The organism is Mesorhizobium sp. M7A.F.Ca.MR.148.00.0.0, from assembly GCF_003997735.1.
Taxonomy (GTDB): domain Bacteria; phylum Pseudomonadota; class Alphaproteobacteria; order Rhizobiales; family Rhizobiaceae; genus Mesorhizobium.
Map to the genome: position 1 here is coordinate 14,847 of NZ_RZTB01000054.1, position 12,362 is coordinate 27,208.

At 63.5% G+C, this 12,362-nt stretch carries 13 protein-coding genes and 1 pseudogene; 3 read left to right on the forward strand and 11 right to left on the reverse strand.

Going from position 1 to position 12,362, the window contains the following annotated elements; genetic code table 11:
- Positions 1-234, reverse strand: a pseudogene (locus tag EOB49_RS37745) (sugar ABC transporter substrate-binding protein); the annotation flags it as partial.
- Between the two features lie 168 nt (positions 235-402).
- Between EOB49_RS37745 and EOB49_RS19715 the strand changes: the two are divergent.
- Positions 403-1,188 (forward strand): IclR family transcriptional regulator, encoded by a 786-nt coding sequence (locus EOB49_RS19715; protein ID WP_127267478.1) that lies wholly within the window; start codon positions 403-405, stop codon positions 1,186-1,188.
- 63 nt (positions 1,189-1,251) lie between these two features.
- On the forward strand, positions 1,252-2,091 hold the full coding sequence (locus EOB49_RS19720; RefSeq protein ID WP_127381964.1) for an amidohydrolase: 840 nt from the start codon (positions 1,252-1,254) through the stop codon (positions 2,089-2,091).
- A gap of 9 nt (positions 2,092-2,100) precedes the next feature.
- Here EOB49_RS19720 and EOB49_RS19725 read toward each other — a convergent pair whose 3' ends face one another.
- From EOB49_RS19725 to EOB49_RS19760, 8 genes are all read right to left on the reverse strand, one after another.
- On the reverse strand, positions 2,101-3,072 hold the full coding sequence (locus EOB49_RS19725) for an ABC transporter permease (protein WP_127381965.1): 972 nt from the start codon (positions 3,070-3,072) through the stop codon (positions 2,101-2,103).
- Position 3,073: 1 nt separating this feature from the next.
- On the reverse strand, positions 3,074-4,024 hold the full coding sequence (locus EOB49_RS19730; RefSeq protein ID WP_127381966.1) for an ABC transporter permease: 951 nt from the start codon (positions 4,022-4,024) through the stop codon (positions 3,074-3,076).
- Positions 4,021-4,779 carry an ATP-binding cassette domain-containing protein gene (locus EOB49_RS19735; RefSeq protein ID WP_127381967.1) on the reverse strand — a complete coding sequence of 253 codons (759 nt, stop codon included), beginning with the start codon at positions 4,777-4,779 and terminating at the stop codon, positions 4,021-4,023. The genes EOB49_RS19730 and EOB49_RS19735 overlap by 4 nt, the downstream gene beginning before the upstream one ends.
- Entirely contained in the window at positions 4,772-5,509 is a 738-nt protein-coding gene (locus EOB49_RS19740) for an ATP-binding cassette domain-containing protein (protein ID WP_127381968.1), read from the reverse strand. Before EOB49_RS19740 ends, EOB49_RS19735 begins: the two co-directional genes overlap by 8 nt.
- Before the next feature lie 71 nt (positions 5,510-5,580).
- On the reverse strand, positions 5,581-6,768 hold the full coding sequence (locus EOB49_RS19745; protein WP_127381969.1) for an ABC transporter substrate-binding protein: 1,188 nt from the start codon (positions 6,766-6,768) through the stop codon (positions 5,581-5,583).
- Positions 6,769-6,794: 26 nt separating this feature from the next.
- Complete coding sequence (locus EOB49_RS19750; protein ID WP_127381970.1) at positions 6,795-7,964, reverse strand: extracellular solute-binding protein; 1,170 nt, start codon at positions 7,962-7,964, stop codon at positions 6,795-6,797.
- Positions 7,961-9,121 (reverse strand): CaiB/BaiF CoA-transferase family protein, encoded by a 1,161-nt coding sequence (locus EOB49_RS19755; RefSeq protein ID WP_127381971.1) that lies wholly within the window; start codon positions 9,119-9,121, stop codon positions 7,961-7,963. The genes EOB49_RS19750 and EOB49_RS19755 overlap by 4 nt, the downstream gene beginning before the upstream one ends.
- Positions 9,122-9,123: 2 nt before the next feature.
- Entirely contained in the window at positions 9,124-9,675 is a 552-nt protein-coding gene (locus EOB49_RS19760) for a MaoC family dehydratase (RefSeq protein ID WP_127381972.1), read from the reverse strand.
- A gap of 199 nt (positions 9,676-9,874) precedes the next feature.
- Here EOB49_RS19760 and EOB49_RS19765 point away from each other — a divergent pair, with 199 nt between their 5' ends.
- Positions 9,875-10,972 (forward strand): lactonase family protein, encoded by a 1,098-nt coding sequence (locus EOB49_RS19765; protein WP_127381973.1) that lies wholly within the window; start codon positions 9,875-9,877, stop codon positions 10,970-10,972.
- Between the two features lie 44 nt (positions 10,973-11,016).
- On the opposite strand, the gene EOB49_RS19770 is transcribed toward EOB49_RS19765, so the two are convergent.
- Together EOB49_RS19770 and EOB49_RS19775 are read right to left on the reverse strand one after the other, a co-directional pair.
- Positions 11,017-12,003, reverse strand: coding sequence for a Tim44 domain-containing protein (locus EOB49_RS19770; protein WP_127381974.1), 987 nt, complete (start codon positions 12,001-12,003; stop codon positions 11,017-11,019).
- Positions 12,004-12,071: 68 nt separating this feature from the next.
- The coding region (locus EOB49_RS19775; RefSeq protein ID WP_127381985.1) for a zf-TFIIB domain-containing protein at positions 12,072-12,362 on the reverse strand (291 nt) is incomplete at its 5' end.

A 12,362-nucleotide genomic window follows, 5' to 3' on the forward strand; every position in this document is an offset into this window, starting at 1 on the left:
CTCCTTGTCGATGTCGAAGCCGTTCTTCTTGGTCAGGATGTTGACCTTGGCGCCGGTCGCCTTCTCCCATTCGGGAATGCGCTCGTAGAGCTTTTCATATTGCTGGCCGCCGATCAGCTTCACGTCGACGGTCACGCCTTCGAACTTGCCGGGCAGGTCGCCGGCAAGGGCAGCGCCCGTACCTGACGCGAGCAACAATGCACCGGCGCACACGCCGGAAAGCAGTCTGTTCATTGGTATCCTCCCTTGGTGCCGCCTCCGCGGCGACCGCAACTCGTCTGATGACAAGAAGTGCTACATTCATATACAAACAAAACATTCATAGACACGTCAAGGCGAAATTTGTTTCCGCCGCGCACGTTCCTGCGTATATGAAGGGTGAAATTCACTGGAGATGAGCCCATGGACGACAGCGAAGACGAGCGCTATCGCGCGCCGGCGCTCGACAAGGGGCTCGATATCCTCGAACTGCTGGCGGGCGTCGACGGCGGCCTGACCCAGGCCGAAATCGCCAAGAAACTCGACCGCAGTCCCAACGAATTCTATCGCATGCTCGACCGGCTGGTGCGGCGCGGCTACGTCACGCGCCTCGACGGCGACCGCTATTCGCTGACGCTCAAGCTGTTCGGCCTGGCACAGTTGCATGCGCCGGTACGGCGGCTGGTCTCCTATGCGACGCCGCTGATGCGTGAGCTTGCCGAGACATCGCAGCAGGCCAACCAACTGGTTGTTTTTGATCGCGGTTCTGCCGTCGTCATCGGCCAGCAGGAAGCACCGAACTACTGGGGCATATCGATCCGGGTCGGCTCCCATATCAGTTTGTTCGACACCGGATCGGGACATGTGCTGCTCGCCTTCCGCTCACCGGAAGAGCGCCAGATGATGATTTCCGAACACGTCCGCAGCACCGACAAGACGGCGCAATCGACCGAGTTCTTCACCCGTCTCGACCAAATCCGCGACCGTGGCTACGAGATGATGGCCTCGATGCAGACAGCCGGCGTCTTCAACCTGTCGGCCCCGGTCCGCAGTTCCGACGGCAAGGCGATCGCCGCGTTGTCGATTCCCTACATCACGGTGGTCAACGCGCCTTCCGCGCCCGACATCACCAGGACGATCGAACTGTTGCTGGCGACGTGTGAAAAGCTGTCGCACCTCGCTGGATCAGCAGTCGGCTCATCGGCGTGAATTCTTATTTGAATGAAGAATTCCCCTGTGAGATGCTTTGAAAGCCAGAGGAGGAGTCTCACCATGATCATCGATACCCATCTTCACCTCATCGATCGCTCGGCCCTGCGCTATCCCTGGCTCGCCGGCGTGCCGGCGCTCAACCGCGATTTCTCTTATGAAGACTACGCGACGGAGGCGCAGCGTGTCGGCGTCGAGCGCGTGCTGCATATGGAGGTCGATGTCGATGCGGCCGACATCGAAGCCGAGACCGCTCGTGTGGAAGGACTGTCACGGCAGTCCGGCAGCATGCTGGCCGGGGTGATCGCGTCCTGCCGCCCTGAGGAAGGGGACTTCGCGGCCTATCTCGAACGGCAGCGGGCAAACCCGTTCGTAAAAGGCTTTCGCCGCGTCCTCCATGTCGTGCCCGACGATCTCTCGGAAGGTGCGGTGTTTCGCGACAGCATAAAGCGGTTTGGCGGCACCGGCCTGACCTTCGATCTCGTCGTGCTGCCGCACCAGATCCCCAAGGCGATCGCGCTGGCCGATCTGGCACCCGATGTGACGTTCATCCTCGACCATTGCGGCGTCCCCGACATCAAAGGCAAGAGCGAACATCCATGGCGCGAGCATATGAGCGACATCGCCCGGCGCCCGAATGTCATGGCCAAGATTTCCGGTGTCGTCGCCTATGCCGATGCCGGCAGCTGGACGGTTGAGACGTTGCGGCCGTACGTCGAGCACACCATCAATTCATTCGGCTGGGACCGCGTCGTCTGGGGCAGCGACTGGCCGGTCTGCACGCTAGGCGGCGGCCTGTCGACCTGGGTGGCGGCGACCCATGCATTGCTCTCGGGCTGCAGCGTTGCCGAGCGCGACAGGCTGTTGTCCGGGAATGCCCGCAAGCTGTGGCGGCTCGATTGACTGGTCCTTTCAGATGGTGGTCGAGACGTGCCGTTCGCGGCCATAGAGCGAAACCAGCAGCACGATGACGAAGCCGAGCGCGGCCTGCACCGCTGCGGGCTGGAAGCCGAGGCCGATCAGCAGCGTGTTGATCTCGGTCAGCACCAGCACGCCGGCGATCGTGCCGAGATAGCTTCCCCGGCCGCCGACAAGTGCTGCGCCTCCTACGACGACCGCCGCGATGGTCTGGAACAGATAGGGCTGGCCGACATCGCCATAGGCCGAACCGGTGAAGCCGAGCAGCAGCACGCCTGACACAGCGGCGAAGAAGGCGCTTGCGGCATAGGTGATGACCCACATGCGAACCGGGTCAATCAGCGCCAGCGGCGCCGCGCCCGGATTGCTGCCCAGCGCGTAAAGCCGGCGGCCATAGGGCGTTCGCTCCAGCACCAGCACGACGAGTGCGGCCAGCACGACCAGGCTCGGCACCAGCCACGGCACCGGCAGCGGTCCGGCCGATCCGCCGATCGACACGAAGCTGGAAACCGCTTGCGGCGCGGAGCCCGACGGGAAGCCGGCTGTCCACAGCAGCACCAGCCCTTGCACGACCATGCCGATGCCGAGCGTGACGATCAGCGGCTGGATATCGAGGCTGCGCGAGATCAGCCCGTTCAGCCCGCCGATGATGATCGCCAGAACGCCGACGAGGCCGCAGACCAGGACAAAATTCCAGCCATCGCCATAAAGCTGCGCCGCCACGACATTGGCAAAGCCGATGACGAAGGGGATCGACAGGTCGATACCGCCCATGATAACGACCAGCGTCTGGCCGATCGAGGCGACGGCAAGCAGCGAAGCGAGCACCAGCATGGCGCGTATCGCAAACGGTGCCGAGTAGCCGGGAATGAGAACTGTGCCGGTAAGGTGCAGAAGAGCAGCGACACAGAAGGCGCCGACGACACGGGCGTTGGTTGTCGCGAACAGGTTTCGGCGCAAAACCATGTCAGCGACTCCTCACGGCAAGACGTTCCTGCAGCGCTGTCAGCATCACGGCCAGCACCAGGATCGCGCCGTAGGCGATCTGCAGCACGAAGGTCGAGACGTTGAACGTCGTCAGCACGCTTTGCAGCAGGAAGATGTCGATGGCGCCAATGGCTGCACCGGCGACGCCGCCACGCCCGCCGGCCAGGCTGACGCCGCCGAGCGCTACGGCGGCGATGGCGATCAGCGTGTAGGTCGGCCCGATGTTAGGGTCGGCGGAGCCGATCAGCGCGGTCAGCATCAGCCCGGCGCATCCGCCCAGGATGCCGGTCATGACATAGGCGATGAAGCGCACGCGCGTGACATCGACGCCGGCGGTGTAGGCGGCGCGATCGTCGCTGCCCACCGCCATCAACTGGTCGTAGTAAGGGGTGCGCCGCACCAGCCACCAGGCAATGAACATCAGTGCCAGCGGCAGCATCGAGAGCGGACCGGACAGTGCCTTGAGCCAGGCCGGTGCGGGACCGATCGGCGCCGGCAGGATCGTCAGCGTCACGCCGGTGAGGATCAGATAGGTGCCGAGCGTCGCGACGATCGGCTGAATGCGCACGATTGTCGCTAGAAAGCCGTTCGCAGCACCGACCAGCGCGCCGACGAGCAATGCAGCCGGAACGAGCACCAGGGGCGATGAGATGCCGGTGCCGAGGAACAGCACCTGGATCGTCAAAGCGTTGACGAAGCCCATCAATGGCCCGACCGAGATGTCGATTCCGCCACGCCCGGCGAGGATGACAGGCGTGGACGCAATGGCCGCGCCGATCAAGGGCGCGGCCAATCCGACCAGCGCCCCCCAGGAACCCGGCTGGAACCGCCCCGGGCTGAGGATAAGATTGACCGCAAGCAGCACGACCAGCAGCACGACCGCGAAGCCGAAATTGCGCCCAAGGGACAAGAGACGCGCAACAGGGTTCATGCCGCACGTCCGAACATGGCTGAGATCACGTTGTCGGTGGTCAGCGCGTCGCCGGCGATCTCGGCCGCGACTTCATTCTCACGGAACACCAGCACGCGCTGGCACAGGAGAAGAATCTCCTCGATTTCGCTGGACAGGATGACAAGCCCCATGCCGTCGGCCGCCAGCCCGCGAAACACGTCGTAGAGCACATGCCGCGTCGCCACGTCGACGCCACGCGTCGGATCGTTGAGGAGCAGGATCGCGGGCTCCAGCGCCAAGGCCCGCGCCAGCAGCACCTTCTGCTGGTTGCCGCCCGACAAAGTGGTGATCGGCGCATCGGGCCGGGGTGCTGCGATCGAGAGTTTTTCGCGATAGAGGTCGTAGCGCGCCTTGCGTGCCGACGGGCTGATTAGCCCGAGCCGCGTGTCGCGCGACAAGGTCGAGACGGCGAAATTGTCGAGCACCGACTGTGTCGGGAAAATGCCGTTGGCGCGTCGGTCGCGCGGCAAATAGGCGATGCCGCTGGCGACAGCCTTGCGAAACCCGGTAATCTTTCGGGAGGCATCTGATGAACCGAGTTCGATCGAGCCGCCATGGGACGGTTCCAGGCCGGCAAGCATCTTGAGAAACAGCTCCTGGCCATGACCATCGAGACCGGCAAGCCCGACGATCTCACCCGGAGCGATGGCCTGCGTGATCGGGCTGGCGCCGGGCGCGATGACGAGTTCGCGAACGGCAAGACCACCAAAATCGAGAGCAGTGCGATCAGCCATGCGCCAATTCCGCAGCGGTACGTGGCGCCATCGCCTTGAGAAGTTCCGCCGGCGTGGAAGCGCCGCGCTCTTCGGTGCGCACGACGCTGCCGCCCCGCAGGATCGAGATGCGGTCCGAAAGCGACATCACCTCATCCATGCGGTGGGTGATGAACAGGATCAGGCAGCCTTCGCCGGCAAGCGCACACATCAACGAAAAAACCGATTCGCGGTCGGCGAAGTCGAGCGCGGCGGTGACCTCGTCGAGGATCAGGATCTTTGGGTTGCGCACGATCGCGCGGGCGAGAACGACCAATTGCTGCGCGGCAAGCGGCAGCAGGCCGGCTGGCTTGTCGAGGGGGACGTCGGTGACCGCGAAGCGCTTCAGCGCAGCTTCCGCCCGGTCACGGCGCTCATGACGGGGAACGGCACGCCGGACCAGTCCGTCGAGGCCGAGCAGGATGTTGTCGGTCACGCTGCGATCCGGCGCGATCAGCACCTCCTGGAACACCGTGGCGAAGCCTTGCGCCTGGAAGGCCGATGGATTGGCGCCAGGGAATGGCTTGCCGTGCAGCAGGATCACACCGCTGTCCGGCTGGACGATGCCGGACAACAGCTTGACCATGGTGCTCTTGCCCGAACCGTTCTCGCCCAGAATGGTGTGGATGGTCCCCGCCCGGAACGCGATCGATGCGTCCGCGAGCGCGATCGTCTCGCCATAGCGTTTGGATATGGTTTTGATTTCAAGCATGTCACAATTCGATGCTGGCAGGCCGGCTCCGCGAAAGGAGCCGGCCTGCTGAGAGGCTAGTTCGCGCAGCGTTATTTTGCGCAGGCGTCGGGGACCTTCGAATAATCCCAGCCCTTGGTCGGCGCCGGGTTCGAGAAATAGGCGTCGAGCCATTCCTCCGGCATCGGATCTTTCGGCGGGATCGGGAAGATCGACACGGCATCGGTCGTCATGCAGTCCTTGTACCAGGCACCGAGATCGGCGGTGTGGACAGGCGGGATCGGGATCAGCAGCGTGTTCAGCTTCGGCTTCTGTCCGTCGAGCATGCGCTCGCCGACGCGGAACAGCGTTTGCGCGGTCCAGTGCGGCAGCACCGCATGGCCTTCGAAGCGGTACTTGTCGGGGTTGGCCTTCCAGTAGCCCAGCGCATCGCCGGTGATCGAGCCGGTGATCAATGGCGCCGGCCGGCCGGCTTCCGCGAAGGCTTCGGCAACGACACGGCTCTCGCTGCCTGTCGTCCACACCGCATCGATCGGCGCCGGGTTGGTGGCGATCGCCTGCAGCACCACGGTCTTGGTGACGTTGGCCGTCCAGTTGCCGTTGACGTTGCGCGAGATCTTCAGCTTCGGATTTTCGGCCAGCGCCTTGTCCGCGCCCTGGCGCTCCTGCACCACGATCGGGTGTCCCGCGATGCCTTCGACCAGAAGGATGCTGGCGCCGTCCGGCTGCGCCTTGCCGATCGCCGCCATCATGTCATAGCCCCAGCGCGCATAGTTGGAATCGACATTGATCGCGTTCGGGCTGGTCACCGAGCCGGCCGCCGTGATGAACGGAATGCCGGCCTTGGCGGCAGCGTCGATGGCGTCGTCAAGCGCCGTCGCCGAACCCGGGATCGAGGTGATGATCGAGCACTTCTTGTCAATGAAGGCGCGGATCTGGTTGATCTGCTGGCTGGCATCGTTGTTGGAATCAGACACTTCGAAGCTGGACACCATTCCGTCGGCAATCAGCCCGTCGACAAGACGCTTCAACTCCTTGGTCACCGTGACCCGCCACGGATTGCCCTGGTATGATTCCGAGTGGCACCATTTCCACGGCTTGGGCGGCGCGGTGAAATTGTCCCAGGCCGAGGGCAGCACCTTCTGGGGCGTGCCGTCATACTGCGCCTTGAGTTCGGTCGGCAGTCCACCCATGACGCCTTGCACATCCTGTGCAAAGGCGGTCGTTGCAAGCGAGGCAAGCGCCGTTGCGGCCAGCAGGCCGCGGATCATTCCTGTCATTCTTGTTCTCCTCCGTTCGGTTTGGTTCAGGCTCCTCCACCGGCAGTGCCGGACACCTGCGCCGGGGAACTCTCCCGAAACAGGCGATTGAGATCGGCAACGACCTGTCGGGCTTGATGCCGGGAGGTCATGCCGGAAAGGATGCGTTCGGAAGCCGCCTGCTGGAACGCCATGTAGCCGTCATGGCGCGGCCGCACCCATGCGCCCTCCAGCGTCGCGCGCGTATCCCGATAGAAGTCGCCGGTCGCTTCATTGACGGCTTGATCTTCCCAGGCCGCTGCATGGCCGGGCTGGCCCCCGGCGGCGGCATAGGGGCCGCGCTGAACACCGCCGCTCGCGACCCAATAGGCGAAGTCGATCGCGGCATCCCTGGCTTTGGAAAAGGCTGAAACCGCTATGCCGGTGCCGCCAAGCGCCGAACCGACCGGGCCGCCGGAACCGATGACCGGAACGTCGGCAAAGGCCAGCCGGTTCGCCCGAAAGCCATCCGTCGCATAGGACACATAGCCATAGATCAGTGGCGCGCAGACGAACCTGGAACTGGCCTCCGCCATACGTTCGGAGACGGCAATCGGGTCCATCTCGAAACACGCGGGATCGACCAGCGCTGTGATCTCGCGCATTGCCTCGAAGACTTGGCTACCGATCTCCACATCGATCAGATCGTCGGATGAATCGGTCGTGCAGGCATGCCCGAGATTGCCGGCAAGCGTGTAGAAAACCATCAACACGTGAGGCGGCCGCAACGGCAGCAGCACGCGGTCTTGACGGGCGAGATCGAGCACCTCGCTCCAGCGCGCCGGTGGCGCACTGATCGCATCCGGCCGCCATGCCTGGACTTGGGTTGCCGCATCGATCGGGAAAGCCCATTGCCGTCCTTGCCAGTTGTAGCTCGGATAGGACTGGCCGACGCTGCCCGCGGCAAGGGCCGTGCGTTCCGCCTCGCGTCCGGCGACATCCAGCGGCTCCAGGCAGCCTTCGGCCGTGATCTGGCCGACATGCGGATGGTCGATGACGATGAGATCATAGGCGCGCGCCAGTTCCTCGACCGGAAAGGATTCGAAGTCCTGAAGTGAGCGCTTGTCCCATTCGATCACGACGCCGGTCTTCTGCTGCCATAGCGACGAGCAGGCGACCATCGGATCGTAGCCACGCGGATGGCTCCAGGTCATGCCCTTGAGGATGGGCACGCTCACAGGCCGAACTCCGCGCGGATGGCGGCACTGTGCTCGCCGATGCGGGGCGCCGCCCGATCGACCTTGGCCCTTATGCCATCGACCCGGAGCGGCGAACTGGTGGTGAGGATCGAGACATCGTCCTCGCGCGTCACAGTCTGCAGCATGTCGAGGGACTGGAACCCTTCGCTCGCCAGCATCTCCGGCCAGGTCAGCACTTTGGCGCACCAGATGTCGGCCGGCTCGAGGATATCAAGCCACTCATCGATGGTCTTGGTCGCGATCCGCTGCGCGATGATCGCCTTGATGTCGTCGCGCGCGGTGAACCAGGATGCCGGCTTCTCGCGATAGGGTGCGAGTTCGCTGAGCGACAAGAGATCGGCCAGCTTGGGGATCGGCGTCATGGCGATGGCGAGATAGCCGTCCTTGGCCGGATAGACACCGTAAGGCGCCGACAGATAGGCATGCGCACTGCGGAAACTGGAGCGCCTGGGCAGCCGGCGGCCGTCATTGAGATGCGTGGTCAGCACCTCGAACTGGAAATCGACAAGCGCTTCCAGCAGGCTGGTTTCGATGTGGCTGCCCTGACCGGTGATACCGCGCCGCACCAGTGCGGCCAGAATGCCCTGCGCACAGGCCGCACCGGCCAGCATGTCGCCGATGGCGAGGCCGAATGGCACCGGCCCCTGGTCCTCGTCGCCGTTCAACCACATCACGCCGGAACGCGCCTGCGCCAGGAGATCCTGGCCCGGGCGTTTGACCCACGGGCCGTCCTCACCATAGCCGCTGATCGAGGCATAGACCAGGCGTGGATTGATCTTGCGGACCGCCTCGTAGTCCAGGCCAAGCCGTTCGATGACGCCCGGCCGGAAATTCTGGATCAGCACGTCGGCCTTGGCCAGAAGGCCGCGCAGCGCCTCGAGGTCGGCCTCGTTCTTGAGGTCGATGGCAAGACTTTCCTTGGCCCGGTTGATGGCATGGAAGATGGTGGAATCGCCGCCGATCTCGGTGTCGCTGAGATAGAGCCGGCGCGACAGGTCGCCGCCATCCGGGCGCTCGATCTTGATGACGCGCGCGCCGAGATCGAGCAGCCTGAGCGAGCAATAAGGCCCGGACAGGAACTGGCTCATGTCGACGACGACGAGACCGGCGAGCGGCAATTCGGCTGCTGCCGGCATCGTTATTTCTCCGTCTTGCCGACGAAGTCGGCCGGGTTGCGGTACTTCACCGTCTGCAGATGCTCGCAATAGAGAACCAGCTCGCCTTCGCCCTTGAACACCTCGTAGCTGGCGCGGATCAGCCCCATCTCCTGGTAGCGGGGCTTCTTGTCGAGATTGGAGCGGATCGAATAGATCGTGTCGCCAATGAAGACGGGTTTTATGAAGCGGAGCTTGTCATAGCCATAGGAAAAGGCGTTGACGCAGTTGGTGGCGACCAGTCCCAGGCCAGCCGCGAAGACGAAGGCGCCGGCGATCAGCCGCTTGCCGAAAATGCCTTCGCTCTCGGCAAACATCTGGTCCTGCACATAGGGGTGGATGTCGAGCACCAGCGTGTTGAACAAATGGCTGTCGCCTTCGGCCATGGTCCGTCGCAACGAGCGGATCTTCTGCCCGACCGGCCAATCCTCATAGAACCAGTTTTCGGCGTTCCATACCGGCAGCGCGGCATGATCCGCCGGCATGTTCTTGGGATGCGTCGAGGCGACACCGACGGTGGATGCGAAATCGTTCATGACCGAATCCGCCAGTCCTGCCGAAGAGACCGCGCAACCATTTGAACACGCATCAAGGCGCCTGAATGCAAGACGTCTCCTCCCGTCAATCTTCTTTTGTAAATAGTATTTTCACATATGGGGTTGCGTTGCAAGCGTGAACAGGCGAAATTTTGGCTGCTCCCGCGGGCCGAAGCGCAGGCGGGCAGGGAGGAAAATCATGCACAAGGATTGTCTGGTCTTTGTCGGCAGCCTGAACCGGGAGGCGCCGTATTTTCAGGGCGCTCGGGGCGTCGGCCTCAGCGTCTACAGCTTTGACGAGACGACGCTGGAAACCCGAAAGCTGGCTGAAGCCCATGACGTCGACAATCCAACCTTCCTCTCGGTGACGCCGGACGGTTCACACGTCTACGCCAATTCGGAAGTCTTCACCTGGCGCGAGGGAACTGTCTCCGCCTACAGCTTCGATCGTGCCTCGGGCGCGCTCACCTATCTGAACAAGCAGCCGTCGCTGGGCAGCATCACCGCCCATAACTCCATCACCCGCGACGGGACAAAACTGCTGGTCGCCAATTACGGCATGGGCGAGGGCGGTCCGGATCGCGCGGTGGCGGTCTATGGCTTAGAGGAGAGTGGTGCCTTGTCGGCCCCGCTGGCCAGCGTCTCGCATTCCGGCAGCGGCCCGAATGCGGCACGACAGGAACGCTCGCACGCCCACAGCATTACCGAAACCATTGCCGGCGGGACAGCCATCGTCGCCGATCTCGGAATCGACCGGCTGGTGTCCTACCGGATCGGGCACGCCGGCAATCTGGCCAAGCTAACCGAATCCGCTTTGCCATCCGGCGCCGGTCCACGCCACCTCGCACTGCATCCAAACGGACGTTTCGTCTTCGTTATGAACGAGCTGGATTCGACCATCGTGGCGATGGCGCTGGACGAAGCCTCGGGTAAGCTCACGCTCATCGACGCGAAGCCGGCGGTGCCGGCCGAGGCGCGCGACAGCAACCATTGCGCCGACATACAGATTTCCCCGGATGGCCGTTTTGTCTACGGCTCCAACCGTGGCCATGACAGCGTCGTCATCATGGCGGTCGACCAGCAGACAGGTTCGCTGAGCCTCGTCGGCTATATCTCTTGTGGTGGCGCGACGCCGCGCAATCTGGCGCTGACGCCGTCAGGCGGCCATCTGTTTTCCGCCAACCAGAACGCCGACCGCATCTCGATCTTCGCTCGCGACGCCGAGACCGGCATACTGACCGACACCGGACGCGCCATCGAGATCGGCACGCCGATGTGCGTCAAGATCGTGCGCTGAACACCCACAACTCGCATCGAGCCTCGGGCAAATCCGCCCGGAGCTCAAGCCTGTTGTATTGCGGAGAGCTTCCAGTTCGAGCCATTCTCACGCACGAATGTCCACAGCTCGGTCGTCTCTGTCAGATGGTCCTCGTCGCCCTCGACAATTTTGCCGGTGGCCCGTTCGCGCGTCACGTCACGAGACTCGTAGCGCAATGCGGCCGTGGCGTAGTCGCGGTCATCCTCACGCCAGCTTTCAGCGACGTCGGCCTGCAGCAAACTAATGTCCGTCACCTCGTTCCTGAGACCTTTCTGGGCATTGTCAGCCAGCTCTTCCGACAGATAGGAGACCATTTCGGGGGTAACAGCCCGCCGCAGAGCGGCATGGTCTTCGCGCCCGAATGCTTCCTGGACATCGGTCAACAGCTGCTGGAATGCGTCGAGGTCGGTCTGAGCCAGCGTGATCTCATCAGAACCGATGGCCGGAGAGCTTCCGCCCGAACCACCGCCAAAGCCGGGAATTGTGAAGGAGCCTGCAGTCTGCTGCCCAGCCGTTTCGCGGTTCTCAAATCTCGAAGCCTGGGCATTGCCGACACCGGCGAGCGCTGGCGCAGGACCACGCGCCGATTGCGAGCGGAAGAAGCGGATAGCCAGCATGATCGCGCCACCGATGAGCAGGGCCTGAAGCAGGAAACCGAACAGGCCGGCCAGGCCGCCGAAGCCTTGGCCGACGAGCAGGCCGATCAGGCCGCCGAGCAGCAGGCCCCGCATCATCGTTCCCCCGAAGCCGCTCATGAAGCCGGGCCTCTGCAGGCCGGCCTGTGGCTGCCGGGCCGCGTTGTTCACACCGGTGTTGGGCGTCATCGAACGCTCGACCGGAGCGGTCGGGGCCGGTGCGGTCCTGGTCGGCGGTGCCGATTGGAACGTGCGCATGCCACGACTGCCGAAACTGCCGCCGCGGCGCGCCTCGGCATGGTCTATCGCGACCATCGAAAACGCCAGGAACAGTCCTGCAAAGAGGGCTGCAAATCGGCTTGTACGGGAAGTCATCGGAGATGAACCTTTGTCTCTGCGGTTTCGGAAATTTTCAACCGTCGCCGGGTGCCGGCGTTATCCGGTCAATCGAACAACTCTTCGAAAAATGATTTCTTCCGCTTCGGATAGCGGTGGCCGTGCGAGCGGGAATAGTCGTCATCGCGGCCCTGGCCGTGTGGTGGCTGGGAGAATGCTGCCGGCTGTGGCTGCGGCGCGGGCGCCGCTTCCCTGCCGGAACGCTCGATGATCTTGTCGAGTTCTCCCCGATCAAGCCAGACGCCGCGGCACTGCGGACAGTAGTCGATTTCGATACCCTGGCGTTCGCTCATCACGAGCGCAACGCGGCAGGAGGGGCAAGTCATGCCAAGGAGAGA

Excerpts from the sequence above, each read along its gene's own strand:
- EOB49_RS19715 (WP_127267478.1), top strand. The coding sequence starts at position 403 with ATGGACGACAGCGAAGACGAGCGCTATCGCGCGCCGGCGCTCGACAAG.
- EOB49_RS19720 (WP_127381964.1), top strand. The coding sequence starts at position 1,252 with ATGATCATCGATACCCATCTTCACCTCATCGATCGCTCGGCCCTGCGC.
- EOB49_RS19725 (WP_127381965.1), bottom strand. The coding sequence starts at position 3,072 with ATGGTTTTGCGCCGAAACCTGTTCGCGACAACCAACGCCCGTGTCGTC.
- EOB49_RS19730 (WP_127381966.1), bottom strand. The coding sequence starts at position 4,024 with ATGAACCCTGTTGCGCGTCTCTTGTCCCTTGGGCGCAATTTCGGCTTC.
- EOB49_RS19735 (WP_127381967.1), bottom strand. The coding sequence starts at position 4,779 with ATGGCTGATCGCACTGCTCTCGATTTTGGTGGTCTTGCCGTTCGCGAA.
- EOB49_RS19740 (WP_127381968.1), bottom strand. The coding sequence starts at position 5,509 with ATGCTTGAAATCAAAACCATATCCAAACGCTATGGCGAGACGATCGCG.
- EOB49_RS19745 (WP_127381969.1), bottom strand. The coding sequence starts at position 6,768 with ATGACAGGAATGATCCGCGGCCTGCTGGCCGCAACGGCGCTTGCCTCG.
- EOB49_RS19755 (WP_127381971.1), bottom strand. The coding sequence starts at position 9,121 with ATGCCGGCAGCAGCCGAATTGCCGCTCGCCGGTCTCGTCGTCGTCGAC.
- EOB49_RS19760 (WP_127381972.1), bottom strand. The coding sequence starts at position 9,675 with ATGAACGATTTCGCATCCACCGTCGGTGTCGCCTCGACGCATCCCAAG.
- EOB49_RS19765 (WP_127381973.1), top strand. The coding sequence starts at position 9,875 with ATGCACAAGGATTGTCTGGTCTTTGTCGGCAGCCTGAACCGGGAGGCG.
- EOB49_RS19770 (WP_127381974.1), bottom strand. The coding sequence starts at position 12,003 with ATGACTTCCCGTACAAGCCGATTTGCAGCCCTCTTTGCAGGACTGTTC.